This is a genomic window from Nocardia sp. BSTN01 (genome assembly GCF_015354405.1).
Lineage (GTDB): Bacteria > Actinomycetota > Actinomycetes > Mycobacteriales > Mycobacteriaceae > Nocardia.
Genome location: NZ_JADKYP010000009.1, coordinates 118,134 through 133,571, shown reverse-complemented (window position 1 = coordinate 133,571; position 15,438 = coordinate 118,134). Strand labels below are relative to the sequence as shown.

Sequence of the window (15,438 nt, the reverse complement as noted above, 5' to 3'; positions counted from 1 at the left end):
GCCGCCCGCGACGGCCGCCGGGACCGGCGGCTGTTCGCTGACAGCACAGGCAGGCGCATCGTCGCCGGCCCCCTCGCTGCACTAGCCTGGGCAGCGACACCATCTGGACTCTAGGAGGTTGGCCGTGGAGGTCAAGATCGGCATTTCGGATAGCCCGCGGGAACTGGTGATCGCCAGCTCGCAGACCCCCGAGGAGGTCGAGGCGCTGGTATCCGGCGCGCTGAGCGGTTCGGGTGGTGTGCTGACCCTCGAGGACGAGAAGGGTCGCAAGTACCTGATCCAGGCTTCGAAGGTGGCCTACGTCGAAATCGGCACCTCCACCAGCGGCCGCGTGGGTTTCGCCGCGGTGTGATCCTCCTGCGGCGAAGAACTCGTCGCCGCTGTATCGAACTCGAAAGGCCCGGATCCGCGATAGCAGATCCGGGCCTTGTCGTCGGCTCAGTGCCTGTGCCTTCTTATCGCTGGGAGAGCGGCACGCGGGACAGGCCACCCCAGCAGAGCTGAACGGTGGTGTCGACGGCCTCTTCCTTCGGGATCGGCCGGTCCGCTTCGAGCCAGTAGCGCGCGGTGATCTGGCTGGCGCCCACGAGTCCCACGGCCAGGATGCGGGCGCGGTAGGGGTCCAGTCCGGAATCGTGGGCGACGAGGTCGAAGACGGCGTCCACACAGGCCTCGGTGGCCTGTTCGACGCGCCGCTGCACCTGCGGCTCGCTGGTCAGGTCGGACTCGAAAACCAGTCGGAAACCCTGGGTTTCGTGATCGACGAAGTCGAAGTACGCCGCGACGGCGGCACGGACGCGCTGCCGGTTGTCGGTGGTCGACCGCAGCGCCTGGCGGACGCTCGACACCAGGGCATCGATATAGTTCTGCAGGACCGCCAGATACAGTTCGAGCTTACTCGAAAAGTGCTGGTACAGAACGGGTTTGGAGACGCCGGCGCATTGCGAGATCTCGTCCATGCCGGCGGCGTGGTAGCCGCGGAGCACGAAAACCTCGCTGGCCGCGGCGAGCAGCTGGGCACGGCGGGCCTCCCGGGGTAGGCGGGTTCCGCGCTTGCTCGGTGCCATGGCCTCGGACGACAGTCGCGAGGACGTCATCCGGTCCACGAGGTCAGTCATTTCGGTTCTCCCAGTCGATTCCCAGCGGGAACGTGGATGTGCACGGTATTCAACGAACGATACTCGTTCGTGATGCAGCCCGCTGCGGGTCGGGTGCACTGGCTGGGAAGCCGATCCCGTTCCTGCCGTTGTGGTATTCGAATAACCTTCCACACCTATTGGCAATTTGTCAGTAACTGGCCGCCGTGAGAAATCTCGCACAGTCGTGAGATTTCTCGCAACCCCGGCCGGTCAACGGCAGGTATGTAGATGCCACAGAACGGCCTGTGAGAATCTGTTCGGGTGAGCGATCAAGGGGGCAGACCGACCGGCGGGCCCGATTCGCCTCGCCCCGCAGGCGTGCTGGCCGCGCGCGCGGAACCGGTCGGCGCCGGCCGGCGTGACCGGCAGCAACCTACGGAAATCCCCGAATTCTACGATCCGCTCGGCCTCTATTCCGGCAATGGCCACGGCGATCGTTCCCATCAGCCGCTGCGCGCGAAATGGGATCCGACCGGTGCCCACGATGCGGCGAATCGGCCACGGCCGGAACGGGATACGAAGAAGCAGAGCGCGCTGGGCCGGTTCGTCTCCACCTACGGATGGCGAGCCTACGCACTGCCGGTCCTGGTGATCATCACCATGCTGGTCGTCGTGGACGCCGTCAAGGGGGGTACCGACACCTCCGGCGGTTCCACTCCCGCCCTGGGCCGGCTCAGCCAGCACACCAGCAAGGCCGGCATCATCGGCGCCCCGCCGAAGGGCGACGGTAAATTCGCCGGCGATCCGCCCTCCGGCGCACTCCCCGCGGGCGGTGCGTTCACCGAGACCGCGGCGGGCACCTGGCATATCGTTCCCGGAACGTCGGCGCAGGTCGGGGCCGGTCAGGAGCATCAGTTCAGCTACACCGTCGAGGTCGAGAACGGTGTCGACACCACCTCGCTCGGCGGGGACGATTCGGTCGCCAAGATGGTGGAGGCGACCCTGGCCAATCCCAAGAGCTGGACCCACGACCCGCGTTTCGGTTTCCGCCGCATCGACACCGGCGAACCGGATTTCCGGGTGTCGCTGACCTCCCGGCAGACCACCAAATCGGCCTGTGGTTTCGAGATTCCGATCGATTCCTCCTGCTACAACTCCGATCTCGGCCGAGTGGTGCTCTCGGAGGTGCGCTGGGTGCGCGGCGCCACCGCCTTCGAGGGCGATATCGGCTCCTATCGCCAGTACCAGATCAATCACGAGGTCGGCCACGCCATCGGCTACCACGAACACCAGCCGTGCGAGATCGACGGCGGTTTGGCGCCGGTCATGATGCAGCAGACCTTCGGCACCCGTAACAACGACATCGCGACTCTGGACCCGCAGGGCGTGGTGCCGATGGACGGCAAGAAGTGCCGCTTCAACCCCTGGCCGTATCCCCGCGGATGACGACGGCATGTCAACGCCACAGCTGATCTCGGGAGTACATGGGTAACTCACCGGGGACGGGCTACCCCGAGTGGGCAGCCAACCGCCGGCCCGACACGCAAGTCTCGCGGCAGTAGGCGGCACGTTAAAGTTGCGGAGAGGCGGCACTGGGAAGAACGGCCCGATTCGCCGCGTTGCACCCATCAGCCCTATCGGCGAATTCGATTCGAGGAGTCTGCGACGTGTCATCACCACAGTCCCTGCCGCCACTGGTCGAACCGGCCGCGGAGCTGACCAGGGATGAGGTCGCCCGCTACAGCCGGCATCTGATCATTCCCGATGTCGGGATGGACGGGCAGAAACGTCTGAAGAATGCCAAGGTGCTGGTGATCGGTGCCGGTGGTCTCGGCTCGCCGGCGCTGCTGTATCTGGCCGCCGCCGGTGTCGGCACGCTCGGCATCGTGGAGTTCGACGAGGTGGACGCGTCGAATCTGCAGCGGCAGATCATTCACGGTGAATCCGATATCGGCCGCAGCAAGGCCGACAGTGCGCGCGATTCGATTCTGGAGATCAATTCCGGCGTCGAGGTGGTGCTGCACAAGATCCGGCTGGAGCCGGAGAACGCGGTCGACCTGTTCACGCAGTACGACCTGATCGTCGACGGCACCGACAACTTCGCCACCCGCTATCTGGTCAACGACGCCGCCGTGCTGGCCGGCAAGCCCTATGTGTGGGGGTCGATCTATCGGTTCGAGGGCCAGGTGTCGGTGTTCTGGGAGGACGCCCCCGACGGTCCGAACGGTGAGAAGCGCGGCATCAACTACCGCGATCTGTACCCCGAGGCGCCGCCGCCGGGCATGGTCCCGTCCTGCGCCGAGGGCGGTGTGCTGGGTGTGCTGTGCGCGTCGATCGGTTCGATCATGGTCACCGAGGCCATCAAGCTGATCACCGGCATCGGGGAGACCCTGCTCGGCCGGCTGATGGTCTACGACGCACTGGATATGAACTACCGCACGATCAAGCTGCGGCGCGATCCGGAGCGTCAGCCCATCACCGAGCTCATCGACTACGAGGCGTTCTGCGGTGTGGTCTCCGAGGAGGGCCAGGCGGCCGCGGTCGGTTCCACGGTGACCGCCCGCGAACTCAAGGACATGCTCGACGCGGGCAAGGACGTCGCCATCATCGACGTCCGCGAACCGGTGGAATGGGACATCGTCCGCATCGACGGCGCGACCCTGATCCCCAAGGACCGCATCCTGTCCGGCGAGGCCCTCGCCGAACTCCCGCAGAACACCCCGATCGTCCTGCACTGCAAGACCGGCATCCGCTCCGCGGAGGCACTGGCGGCCCTCAAGCGCGCCGGATTCTCGGACGCGACACACCTCCAAGGCGGAATCGTCGCCTGGGCCAACCAAGTAGACCCGAGCCTGCCGGTTTACTGAGAGAAGGTCTCCGCGCAGAGACGACTGATTTCGCGACTACATGGGTAACTCGTCGGGCACGCCCGAACCGGATAGCTTTCCGACGCAGGACCTGTGACCGACGCATGCGGCTCGCGACTTGTATGGCCTGAATACGCGGGGAGGCGGGCCGGCGGGGTTACGGTACGGCCGTGACATCTGTCGAACCTCCGGAGCATGTGCGGGCCACTTTCGGGCTGCGCGAAGTGTCCCCGGTCGCGCTGGGCGACTGGGACGGTGGGTGGCGGTGCGGAGAGGTGGTGCTCAGCCCGGTGGCCGATCACGCCCGGGCGGCGTGGTCGGCGAAGGTTCGGGAAACGCTGCGGGTGGACGGGGTGCGGCTGGCGCGGCCGGTGCGCGCCACCGACGGTCGCTACGTGGTGTCCGGCTGGCGTGCCGATACCTATATGGACGGCACTCCGGAACCGCGCCACGACGAGGTGGTGTCGGTGTCGTTGCGCTTGCACTACGCCACCGCCCGGCTGGAGCGCCCGCGCTTCCTGGCCCAGCAGCCGATCGCGCCGTGGGTCGATGTCGATGTCTTCGTCGCCGCGGACCGGGCCGCCTGGGAGACGGTGCCGCTGCGCAGCCTGAAAGCCGGTGGCATGCTGCCGGTGACCACGCCCGACGGCCGCCACAGCATCGATATGCTGGCGCAACTGGCGACGCTGCGGAAACCGGTGCAGATACCGTCGCAGCTCGTGCACGGTGATCTGTTCGGCACGGTGCTGTTCACGAACGGCCAGGCTCCGGGGCTGACCGACATCACCCCGTACTGGCGGCCCGCGTCCTGGGCGGCCGGGGTGATCGTGGTGGACGCGCTGTCCTGGGGCGGTGCGGATCCGGGCCTGCTCGAGCGGTGGTCGGATCTGCCGGAGTGGCCGCAGATGTTGTTGCGCGCGGTCATGTTCCGGCTCGCGGTGCACGCGCTGCATCCGCGTTCGACACCGGAGGCGTTTCCCGGCCTGGCGCACACCGCCGACATGATTCGGTTGATGCTGTAGCGGGCCCGCCGATCGAATCGACCGGCGAGCCCGCATTGTCGTGAGTCCAGCCCTCAGACGCCCGCGTGGGCCAGTGACGGCACCCGCTCGACGGCGAACGACGAGCGCAGATAGAACCACCAGGTGAGTCCGCCCATCACCAGGAAGGCGACGGCGTAGGCCCAGAAGGCCGGTGCCATCCCGCCGAAGTGGATATTGGATTCCCGCAGCGCCTGCTGCAGCACCCACCCGCCGGCCGCGCCCACCGCGCCGACGACCCCGATCGCGGCACCCGCCTGCCGTTTGGCCGCGGCCAGAGCGGTCGCCGGGTCCTGGCCGTACTCGGCGGCGCGGCGCTTGGCCTCGGCGCCGAAGATCGAGGGGATCATCCGGTAGGTGGAACCGTTGCCGATGCCCGACAGCACGAACAGCAGCAGGAACGAGATCAGGTACAGCGGAAAGTTCTTCATCGAGAGCGCGGCCACGATCAGCGCGGTGGCCCCGGCCATACCGGCGAAGACGTAGACGGTGATCCGGGCGCCGGTGAATCGGTCGGCGATCCACCCGCCGAAGGGCCGGCTCAGCGATCCGACGAAGGCGCCGAGGAAGGCGAGGTTGCCGATCGTGGACATCCAGCCGATCTTCGCCAGCTCCGGGAACGTGGATTTGAGCAGGGTGGGGAAGGCGAACGAGAAGCCGATGAACGATCCGAAGGTGCCGATGTAGAGCACCGCCATGATCCAGGTGTGCCGGTTGGTCAGTGCCAGCCGATAGGAACTGCCGTCGGATTTCGCGCCGGTGATCGAGTCCATGTACCGCAGCGCACCGAACATGGCGACGAGGATGAACGGAATCCACACCAGCACCGCGAGGGTGATGCCGAACCGGTAACCGGCGGGATCCTTCGCCATGAGATGGGTGCCGAGGGTGATGATCAGCGGCACCAGCAGCTGAGTCTGCGCGACCCCCATATTGCCGCCCGCCGCGTTGATTCCCAGTGCGGCGCCCTTCTTACCCTCGGGAAAGAAGAAATTGATATTCGCCATCGACGAAGAGAAATTGCCGCCGCCCACGCCGGCGAGCGCGGCCAGCAACATGAACACCCAGAACGGCGTGCCGGGCTGATTGACGAAATAGGCCAGCCCCAGGGTCGGCAGCAGCAACATGCCCGCGCTGAAGACGGTGAACGCGCGGCCGCCGAATTTCGGAATGGCGAAGGTGTAGGGCACGCGCAATGCGGCGCCGACGAGGGTGGGAGTGGAGGTGAGCAGCAGTGAATTGGCCACGGCGTCCGGGCCGCTCAGATAATGAAAGCCCGCCGAGCCCATGGCGGTGACCACGCTGGCCCACAGCACCCAGATACTGAATCCCAGGTTTTCGGAGAAGACCGAGAAGGCGAGATTCTTACGGGCGGTGCGCTTTCCGCCGTTCTCCCAGAAGGTTTCGTTGTCCGGCTCCCAGTGCTCGAGCCAGCGGCCGCGGGCCTGATGGTGGAAGTCGGGAGCGGCGGTGGCCGATATCGCGGCGTCGGTGGTAGTCATCGGCGCGTTCCTCTCGAAGGGATGCGACCGCCCTCATCTCGGGGACCCGGAGGTCGGGGTCCGGCGGTCGTATCCACGGTAGGAACGCGAAATTACGTCCGATTCACGCTCCGTGACGTTCGCAGCAACACTCGCTCACCCCGCTTCCGGCACCACGGTGACGAATCGTTTACCTGTCGGCGGAAACCTTCACCGTTCGGGGTATTCGGCGATGAGCGAGCCGAGGAAGCAGTTGGCGGCGCGCGCGGCGCGGTCGGAGTCGCCGTCGATCACGGCGTGGACCAGCTCGGCGTGTTCGTCGTGATACTGGTTGCCGTATTTGGTTGTGCGAGAACGAATCACGTCCTCGATCACGGGCAGCAGCGAATCGTAGAACTCGAGGTAGACGGTGTTGTGGCTGGCGGCGACGATGGCGCGGTGCAGCGCCACGTCGGCGTCGATCGCGGCGGTGCTGTCGGTATCCCAGACCTGGCTGCGCCGGTCGAGCAGTCGCAGCAGGGTCTGCACGTCGTTGTCGTCGCGACGCAGCGCGGCCAGCCGGGCGGCCTGCACGTCGAGGGCTTGGCGCAGTTCGAGCACATCGCGTTCGACGGCGTCGGCGAAGTATTTGGTGAGGGTGCCGCCGAGATCGGAGGCGGCGATGACGTAGGTGCCCGAACCCTGCCGGCGTTCGAGCATGCCGGCGTGCACGAGCGCCTGCACCGCTTCGCGCACGGTATTGCGGCCGGTGCCGGTCAATTCGGTGAGTTCCGGTTCGGTCGGGATGCGGGAGCCGATCGGCCAACGCCCCGAACGGATTTCAGCGCGCAGCTGTTCGGTGACCTGAGCGATGAGGCTGGTGCGCCGGACTGGTTGCACGGCCAATAGAGTACCCCTCCTCACATTTGTTGCCCGCTTTCATCCAATCATCCTATGATTTCGCGGTGACGGTTACCAATCTGCAGTCGACCACCGACATCCGGCGCCGCGGTCTGGCCGAGGGCCGGATCCTCGTCCTCGTCGCGATCGTCGTCTCGGCGCTCACCCTGCGGGTGGCGGTCACCGCCTTTACTCCGCTCGCCGAGCGGATCGGCCTCGATATCGGCTATTCCACCGCCATCGTCGGTGTCTTCGGCATGATCCCGACCGCCATGTTCGCGCTGGCCGGGCTGATCACCCCGATCTTCGTGCGGCGGCTGGGCCTGGAACGGACGGCACTGGTCGCCATGTGCATGGCCGGGGCCGGGCAGCTCACCCGGGCGCTGGTGCCCGACACCTGGGAGCTGCTGAGCCTGTCCGCGCTGGCGCTGGCCGGTATGGGCATCGGCAATGTCGTGATTCCGCCGCTGGTCAAGCGGTATTTCGCGGATCGACTGGCGGTGCTGAGCTCGGTGTACATCACGATGGTGCAGATCGGCACCGTGGTGCCGGCGCTGATCGCCGTCCCGGTCGCCGACGCGGCCGGCTGGCGGGTCTCGCTCGGGCTGTGGGCGCTGCTCGGATTCGCGGCCGCGGTGCCGTGGCTGGGTGTGCTGCGGGGGCGGCGCGGTCACGACCGCGCCGACACCACCGCGGTGTCCGAGGTGCCGGGCGAACAGCCCGCGCGCGCCGGCAATATCCGGCGGTCGCCGCTGGCGTGGGGGATGGCCGCCATGTTCGGCATGACCTCGCTGGTCACCTACTCGATGTTCACCTGGCTGCCCAAACTCTTCGCCGACGCGGGCGCCGACGCGAGCTTCGGCGGCACGATGGTCGCCTTCTTCTCCTTCATGGGCTTGGCGGCCGCGTTGACCGCACCGTCGTTCACCGCCCGCATCCGCAATCCGTTCCCCGTCGTGATCGCCTGCGCAATAGCGTTTTTCGCGGCGTTCGCCGGCCTGCTGATCGCCCCGATGAGCGCACCGTGGCTGTGGGTACTGCTGCTGGGTCTCGGGCCGAGCACCTTCCCGATGGCGCTCACGCTGATCAATCTGCGTACCCGCACCCAGGCCGGTTCGGCGGCACTGTCGGGCTTCACGCAGGGCGTCGGTTACACCGTCGCCTGCGTCGGCCCCCTGCTGTTCGGTGTGCTGCACAGCGTGGCCGGCGGCTGGGGCGCGCCCTTCGCCCTGCTGGCGGTTGCCGTCCTGGTGCTGGTGGCCGGCGCCTGGCAGGCGTGCAAGCCGCGCATGCTCGAGGACACCTGGCACTGACCGGCTTCCGCGGCGCGACCGCTGGGCTGTTTCACCGCTCGGGTTGCGCCGCGGTGAGCTTGTGGCCATGATGTGAGCCGACGGCCGCGCAATGTGGCCCGGACCACTCGCCGCCATCGATCTCACCGGCTCCTCGTGTGAGCGTCGGCACTTTGTGACGCACGGAAACCGTTGTGTCATATGGGCGAAACAAAGTCCCGGTTCTCACCGGGAAATCGCCGAATTCGTGAGCAACCGTTGATTTGTGCGTCATGTGGCGCAGCATCGCGGCAATACCCGTTTTCTACCTTGGGGCCAACCGGATTTCAGGAGGCCCTGTTGAGCACGCTGACGCGTAACCACGACATCGAGCAATGGGATGCCGAGGATGTCGCGGCCTGGGAGGCCGGCGGCAAGAAGATCGCCCGTCGCAATCTGATCTGGTCGGTCGTCGCCGAACATGTCGGATTCTCGGTGTGGTCGATCTGGTCGGTGATGGTGCTGTTCATGCCGACCGACAAGTTCGGCATCGACGCCGCCGGGAAGTTCTTCCTGGTCGCCATGCCGACCCTGGTCGGCGGCATCCTGCGCATCCCCTACACCGTCGCCACCGCGCGCTTCGGCGGTCGCAACTGGACGATCTTAAGCGCCCTGATGCTGCTGATCCCGACGCTGCTGACGCTGTACTTCATCAACCAGCCGGGCACCTCCTACACCACGTTCATGGTGGTGGCGGCGTTCGCGGGCCTGGGCGGCGGCAACTTCGCCTCCTCGATGACCAATATCAACGCCTTCTACCCACAGCGGCTCAAGGGCTGGGCGCTGGGCATGAACGCCGGCGGCGGCAATATCGGCGTCCCGGTGATCCAGCTGATCGGCCTGCTGGTGATCGCCACGCTCGGCAACTCCTACGCATCGGTCGTCTGCCTGGTGTATCTGGCGTTCATCGCGGTCGCCGGTCTCGGCGCCGCGCTCTACATGGACAATCTGCGCAACCAGAAGGCCGATCTGTCCTACATGCTGGAGTCGCTGAAGGTTCCGCAGTCCTGGGCGATCGCCTTCCTCTACATCGGTACGTTCGGCTCGTTCATCGGCTTCAGCTTCGCCTTCGGCCAGATTCTGCAGATCGGCTTCAAGGCCGGCGGTGATTCGGCCGCCCAGGCGAGTCTGCACGCCGCGCAGATCGCCTTCATCGGCCCGCTGCTGGGTTCGCTGGCCCGCCCTTACGGCGGCAAGATGGCCGACCGCTTCGGCGGCAGCCGGGTCACGCTGGCCGGGTTCGCCGGAATGATGGTGGCGGCGGTCGTGGTCGCGGTGGCCAGTGTGGCCGCCGACCACAACGGCGGCGTGGCCTCGGGTGCGACCATGGTCGCCCTGGTCTGCGGATTCATCGCGCTGTTCGTGCTCTCGGGAATCGGCAACGGGTCCGTCACCAAGATCATCCCGTCGGTCTTCGACGCGAAGTCCAAGAGCCTTCCAGTGAGCGCCGGGGAGCAGGCCGCCTGGTCGCGTAACACCTCGGGCGCGCTGATCGGCTTCGTCGGTGCGATCGGCGCCCTGGGTGGTGTGGCCATCAACCTGGTGCTGCGCTCCTCCTACGCCTCCACCAATTCCGCGACCACCGCGTTCTGGGTGTTCCTCGGCTTCTACGTCGTCTGCGCGATCGTCGTCTGGTCGGTCTTCCTGCGGCGGCCCGGAATGCGTTCGGCGCGTACCGAATCCGGTGTCGTCGCCCAGGCGGAAGCCCTGGTGCTCGAGGCCGAACGGTCGCCCGAATCCGATTCCACCCAGTCCACCACCTCGGCTCGCGCCTGACCATCGGAAAGCATCGGAGGACAGTCATGAACACGACAGTCGAACCCACGCAGCGCAAGACCGTGGTGGTCGTCGGCCACGGCATGGTCGGGCACCGGTTCGTGGAGGCGCTGCGCTCCCGCGACGAGGCCGGGCAATGGCAGGTCGTCGTGCTGAGCGAAGAGGACCAGGCCGCCTACGACCGCGTCGGCCTGTCGTCCTACGTCGGCGCCTGGGACAAGAGCGCGCTCGCCCTGCCCGGTAACGAGTACGCCGGTGACGCGCTGGTGGATCTGCGCCTCGGCGTGCGCGCCGACGAGATCGACCGCGCCGCCCGCAAGGTGACCACCTCCTCCGGCGACGTGATCGGTTACGACGCACTGGTTCTCGCGACCGGATCGTATGCCTTCGTGCCGCCGGTGCCGGGCCACGACCGTCCGGAATGCTTCGTCTACCGCACCCTCGAGGACCTCGACGGCATCCGGGCCGCCGCGCAGAAGGCGGGTCCCGGTGCGGTCGGTGTGGTCGTCGGCGGTGGACTCCTCGGTCTGGAAGCGGCGAATGCCCTGCGGCTCCTGGGAATGACGCCGCATGTCGTCGAGTTCGCGCCGCGGCTGATGCCGGTACAGGTCGACGAGGGTGGCGGCGCGATCCTGGAGAAGCTGGTCACCGATCTGGGCCTGCACGTGCACACCGGTGTCGGCACCTCGGCCATCGAGCCCGCCGAAGACGGTGCGGGTCTGCGGGTTTCGCTGTCCGACGAGTCGGTGATCGATGCCTCGCTGGTGGTGTTCTCCGCCGGTGTACGCCCGCGCGATCAGATCGCCCGCGACGCCGGACTCGAGATCGGGCCGCGCGGTGGTGCGCTCACCGACCTCGGCATGGTCACCTCCGATCCGCACATCTACGCCGTCGGTGAGGTCGCGGCCGTGGAGGGCACCTGCTACGGCCTGGTCGCCCCCGGCTACACCACCGCCGAGATCGTCGCGGACCGGCTGGTCGGCGGCGCCGGCGAATTCCCGGGCGCCGACCTGTCGACCAAGCTGAAACTGCTCGGTGTGGACGTGGCCAGCTTCGGCGACGCCCATGCCACCACCGAGGGCGCGCTGTCGGTAGTCCTGCACGACGCCGCCAAGGGCACCTACGCCAAGCTGGTGATCTCCGACGACGCGAAGACGCTGCTGGGCGGCATCCTGGTCGGCGACGCCTCGCAGTACGCTGCGCTGCGCCCGCTGGTCGGCAGCGAACTGCCCGCCGAACCGGCCGCGCTGATCTCGCCCGCGGGCGCCGAACTGGGTGCGGACGCCCTGCCCGACGAGGCGCAGATCTGCTCCTGCAACAACGTGAGCAAGGGTGCGATCTGCGGTGCCATCGCGGAGGGCGCCTGCGATATCGCCGGCGTCAAGAGCTGCACCTCCGCCGGAACCTCGTGCGGCGGTTGTGTTCCCATGATCAAGAAGCTGCTCGAGCAGTCCGGCGTGGAGATGTCGAAGGCGCTGTGCGAGCACTTCACCCAGTCCCGGTCCGAATTGTTCGAGATCGTGCAGGTCACCGGAATTCGCACCTTCACGGAACTGATCGCCAAACACGGCACCGGACTCGGTTGCGATATCTGCAAGCCGACCGTCGCCTCCATCCTCGCCTCGACCTCGAGCGACCACATCCTCGACGGTGAGCAGTCCGCACTGCAGGACACCAACGATCACTTCCTGGCCAATCTGCAGAAGAACGGCACCTATTCGGTGGTGCCGCGAATGCCGGGCGGCGAGGTGACGCCCGAACAGCTGATCGAAATCGGTCAGATCGCCAAGGATTTCGGCCTCTATGTGAAGGTCACCGGCGGTCAGCGCATCGACCTGTTCGGCGCGCGGGTCGAGCAGTTGCCGCTGATCTGGCAGCGACTTGTCGACAAGGGGATGGAATCCGGTCACGCCTACGGCAAATCGCTGCGCACCGTGAAGAGCTGCGTGGGCTCCACCTGGTGCCGCTACGGCCAGCAGGATTCGGTCGGCATGGCGGTGCTGCTGGAGAAGCGCTACCGCGGCCTGCGCTCGCCGCACAAGCTGAAGATCGGTGTCTCGGGCTGTGCCCGCGAATGCGCCGAGGCGCGCGGTAAGGACGTCGGCGTCATCGCCACCGAGAACGGCTGGAACCTCTATGTCGGCGGCAACGGCGGCCTCAGCCCGAAGCATGCGGTGCTGCTGGCCGGTGACCTCGACGACGAGACGTTGATCCGCTACATCGACCGCTACCTGATGTTCTACATCCGCACCGCCGACCGGCTGCAGCGCACCGCGCCGTGGCAGGAAGCGCTCGAGGGTGGTATCGAGCACCTCAAGCAGGTCGTCTGCGAGGACTCCCTCGGCATCGCCGCCGATCTGGAGGAGAGCATGGCCCGCCACGTCGCCGGCTACAAGGACGAATGGGCCGCGGTGCTGGAGGATCCCGCGAAGCTTTCGCGCTTCGTCACCTTCGTCAACGCGCCGGAGGAGGCCGATCCGACGATCGCCTTCGACGAGAGCGGGGAGCGCAAGACGCCGGTTCTGCTCGGCCTGCCCGATGTGCCGACCGCGATTGCCACGCCCGGGAAATAGCCACGTAATCGTGCGGAAACAGGACGCCGGTACTTATTAGGTAAGGCGTTCGGAGGAGATTACCGATGACCGTTATCGACACACCCGGCTTCGCACCGGCAACCACCACCGGCTGGACCTCGGCCTGCCGGCTCGATTATCTGATTCCCGGCCGCGGCGTGGCGGTACTGCTCAGGGGCGGACGGCAGGCCGCGCTCTTCCTGCTGCCCGACGGCACGCTCTACGCCGTCGGCAATATCGATCCGTTCGGGCGGGCGGCGGTCATGTCGCGCGGCATCGTCGGCGACCGCGCCGGTGTGCCGGTCGTCGCCTCGCCGCTGCTGAAGCAGTCGTTCTCGCTGCTGGACGGCCGCTGCCTGGACGACGACTCGGTCGCACTGCCCGTCTACGGCGTGCGCGTCGTCGACGGGGTCGTCGCGGTGACCAACGAACCGGTCCAATACGGCGGTACGCCGTGAACGAAGCGCGACCCACCGAATTGAAACCTTTGGACGGCTTCACCATCGGTGTGACAGCCGCCCGCCGGGCCGACGAACTGGCCACGCTGTTGAGTCGCCGAGGCGCGAATATCGTTTCCGCCCCGGCGATTCGCATCATCCCCCTGTCCGATGACACCGAGCTGGAGCGGGTGACGCGGCAGTTGGTCGCCGATCCGCCGCAGATCGCCGTCGCCACCACCGGCATCGGCTTCCGCGGCTGGATGGAAGCGGCCGAGGGGTGGGGCTTGGCCGAAAACCTCCGGGACACGTTGGCTGCCACGCGTATGCTGGCCCGTGGCCCCAAGGCCAAGGGCGCTATCCGGGCCGCCGAACTACGCGAGGAATGGTCGCCGGCCTCCGAATCGTCCGCCGAGGTGCTCGATCACCTGCTGGCGGCGGGTGTCGAAGGTGTGCGCATCGCGGTGCAATTGCACGGTGCGACCACCGAATGGGAGCCGGTACCCGACTTCTGCGAGGTGTTGCGCTGCGCCGGCGCCGATGTCGTGCCGGTGCCGGTGTACCGCTGGGTGCCACCGGACGATCGTGTGCCGATGGACCGCCTGATCGAGGGCGTGGTCACCTCCGCGCTGGACTGTGTCACGTTCACCAGCGCACCCGCGGTGGCCTCGATGTTGATGCGGGCGAAGGAAACCGGGCTGCTCGAGGGCGTCCTGCAGGCGATGCGTTCCCGGGTGCTGCCGGCGTGCGTCGGCCCGATCACCGCCGCGCCGCTGGAGGAACTCGGGGTGCCGACGTCCATGCCGGGCCGCGCGCGACTCGGGGCGCTGGCCCGCCACGTCGCCGAGGAACTTCCCCGCCGCGCCAACCGGATTCACGCCGCCGGGCACGAATTGAGCGTCCGCGGCGGCTGTGTCGTGGTGGACGGTTCGGTGCGTCAGCTCGCTCCCGCGCCGATGGCGTTGATGCGGGCGCTGGCCCGTCAGCCCGGCCGGGTGGTGTCCCGGGAGGATCTGCTCGCGGCGCTGCCCGGCGGTGGTGACGACACCCATGCCGTGGAGACCGGAATCGCCCGGCTGCGTGCGGGTCTCGGTACACCGAAGGCGATTCAGACGGTGGTCAAGCGCGGCTATCGGCTCGCTCTCGACCCCGCCGAATGCGTGGACAACAACACCCGCCCGCCGGGCGGGTACGCCCCGTCGCTGCGGCCACAGCGACCCGCGCCCATGGCAGGGGTCTGGTGAGCGCCCCCGCGCTGGTGCTGGTGGCGCACGGCACCCGGAGTGCCGAAGGTGTGCGGATGATTGCCGCATTGGCCGATGCGGTACGTGCGGAGATGGGACGTACCGGCGCGGAAGCGCCGGTACGAACCGCCTTCGTCGACGTGCTCGGCCCGACGCCCGCCGAGGTGCTGCGCGAGCTGAACGGTGTTCCGGCCGTGGTGGTTCCGGCCTTCCTGGCCTCCGGTTACCACGTCTACCAGGATGTCCCGCGCGAAGTCCGCGACAGTGGGCATTCGGATGTGGTGGTGACTCCCGCGATGGGCCCGGACCCGATGCTGGCCCGGGTGATGCGGATGCGGTTGCACGAGGCCGGGATGCGTCCCGGCGACGCGGTGGTCTTCGCGGCGGCCGGATCCTCCGACGCCCGTGCGCGCCACGATGTCCGGCGGGCGACCGCCATGCTGGCGGAGGAGCTGGGGGTCACGGTCCGCACGGCATATATCGCCACCGGCGAGCCGCGGGTGCCGGATGTCGTTGCGGCCCTGCGCGAATCCGGTGCCGAGCGGGTGTTCGTCGGCTCCTACCTGCTGGCGCGAGGGCTGTTCCACCAGCGCCTGCACGAGTCGGGCGCAGACGGAGTCGCCGAACCGCTCGGCGTGCATACGGCGGTGGTGCGCCTGCTGGCCGACCGCTATCGCAGTGCGGCAGCCGAATTCCTGACCACCGCAGCCTGATTCGTCCGAAGCTCGAGG

Annotated in this window: 13 protein-coding genes; 10 read left to right on the top strand and 3 right to left on the bottom strand. The window is 67.5% G+C overall.

Annotated elements, in window-relative coordinates:
• Positions 1-124 precede the first annotated feature (124 nt).
• Positions 125-352: a DUF3107 domain-containing protein gene (locus tag IRT45_RS11120; protein WP_036504454.1), complete on the top strand. Its 228-nt coding sequence runs from the start codon at positions 125-127 to the stop codon at positions 350-352.
• A 103-nt stretch (positions 353-455) separates the two neighbouring features.
• Here the strand turns inward: IRT45_RS11120 and IRT45_RS11115 are convergent, their stop codons facing one another.
• On the bottom strand, positions 456-1,118 hold the full coding sequence (locus IRT45_RS11115; protein WP_030515992.1) for a TetR/AcrR family transcriptional regulator: 663 nt from the start codon (positions 1,116-1,118) through the stop codon (positions 456-458).
• A gap of 402 nt (positions 1,119-1,520) precedes the next feature.
• Between IRT45_RS11115 and IRT45_RS11110 the strand changes: the two genes are divergently transcribed.
• The 3 genes from IRT45_RS11110 to IRT45_RS11100 all read left to right on the top strand — a co-directional run bounded on the left by IRT45_RS11110 (position 1,521) and on the right by IRT45_RS11100 (position 4,968).
• On the top strand, positions 1,521-2,525 hold the full coding sequence (locus tag IRT45_RS11110) for a DUF3152 domain-containing protein (protein ID WP_309240901.1): 1,005 nt from the start codon (positions 1,521-1,523) through the stop codon (positions 2,523-2,525).
• A gap of 221 nt (positions 2,526-2,746) precedes the next feature.
• Positions 2,747-3,946 (top strand): adenylyltransferase/sulfurtransferase MoeZ, encoded by a 1,200-nt coding sequence (gene moeZ, locus IRT45_RS11105; RefSeq protein WP_194805775.1) that lies wholly within the window; start codon positions 2,747-2,749, stop codon positions 3,944-3,946.
• Between the two features lie 170 nt (positions 3,947-4,116).
• Positions 4,117-4,968 carry a TIGR02569 family protein gene (locus tag IRT45_RS11100; protein ID WP_039780215.1) on the top strand — a complete coding sequence of 284 codons (852 nt, stop codon included), beginning with the start codon at positions 4,117-4,119 and terminating at the stop codon, positions 4,966-4,968.
• 53 nt (positions 4,969-5,021) lie between these two features.
• Here IRT45_RS11100 and IRT45_RS11095 read toward each other — a convergent pair whose 3' ends face one another.
• Complete coding sequence (locus tag IRT45_RS11095; protein WP_194805774.1) at positions 5,022-6,488, bottom strand: MFS transporter; 1,467 nt, start codon at positions 6,486-6,488, stop codon at positions 5,022-5,024.
• 189 nt (positions 6,489-6,677) lie between these two features.
• Complete coding sequence (locus tag IRT45_RS11090; RefSeq protein WP_194805773.1) at positions 6,678-7,346, bottom strand: FadR/GntR family transcriptional regulator; 669 nt, start codon at positions 7,344-7,346, stop codon at positions 6,678-6,680.
• Between the two features lie 65 nt (positions 7,347-7,411).
• On the opposite strand from IRT45_RS11090, the gene IRT45_RS11085 reads away from it, so the two are divergent.
• The 6 genes from IRT45_RS11085 (at position 7,412) to IRT45_RS11060 (ending at position 15,420) form a co-directional block, all read left to right on the top strand.
• Positions 7,412-8,659 (top strand): MFS transporter, encoded by a 1,248-nt coding sequence (locus IRT45_RS11085; RefSeq protein WP_309240894.1) that lies wholly within the window; start codon positions 7,412-7,414, stop codon positions 8,657-8,659.
• A gap of 315 nt (positions 8,660-8,974) precedes the next feature.
• Positions 8,975-10,453, top strand: coding sequence for a NarK/NasA family nitrate transporter (locus IRT45_RS11080; RefSeq protein ID WP_228534167.1), 1,479 nt, complete (start codon positions 8,975-8,977; stop codon positions 10,451-10,453).
• Positions 10,454-10,479: 26 nt separating this feature from the next.
• Complete coding sequence (gene nirB / locus IRT45_RS11075) at positions 10,480-13,026, top strand: nitrite reductase large subunit NirB (RefSeq protein ID WP_194805771.1); 2,547 nt, start codon at positions 10,480-10,482, stop codon at positions 13,024-13,026.
• Positions 13,027-13,091: 65 nt separating this feature from the next.
• Positions 13,092-13,484 (top strand): nitrite reductase small subunit NirD, encoded by a 393-nt coding sequence (gene nirD, locus IRT45_RS11070; RefSeq protein WP_036504441.1) that lies wholly within the window; start codon positions 13,092-13,094, stop codon positions 13,482-13,484.
• A complete protein-coding gene (locus IRT45_RS11065) occupies positions 13,481-14,707 on the top strand; it encodes a uroporphyrinogen-III synthase (protein ID WP_309240893.1) in 1,227 nt (408 codons plus the stop codon). Before nirD ends, IRT45_RS11065 begins: the two co-directional genes overlap by 4 nt.
• A complete protein-coding gene (locus IRT45_RS11060) occupies positions 14,704-15,420 on the top strand; it encodes a sirohydrochlorin chelatase (RefSeq protein WP_194805770.1) in 717 nt (238 codons plus the stop codon). Before IRT45_RS11065 ends, IRT45_RS11060 begins: the two co-directional genes overlap by 4 nt.
• Positions 15,421-15,438 lie beyond the last annotated feature (18 nt).

Coding starts and splice junctions, on each gene's coding strand:
- IRT45_RS11115 (WP_030515992.1), bottom strand. CDS start 1,118: ATGACTGACCTCGTGGACCGGATGACGTCCTCGCGACTGTCGTCCGAG.
- IRT45_RS11095 (WP_194805774.1), bottom strand. CDS start 6,488: ATGACTACCACCGACGCCGCGATATCGGCCACCGCCGCTCCCGACTTC.
- nirB (WP_194805771.1), top strand. CDS start 10,480: ATGAACACGACAGTCGAACCCACGCAGCGCAAGACCGTGGTGGTCGTC.
- nirD (WP_036504441.1), top strand. CDS start 13,092: ATGACCGTTATCGACACACCCGGCTTCGCACCGGCAACCACCACCGGC.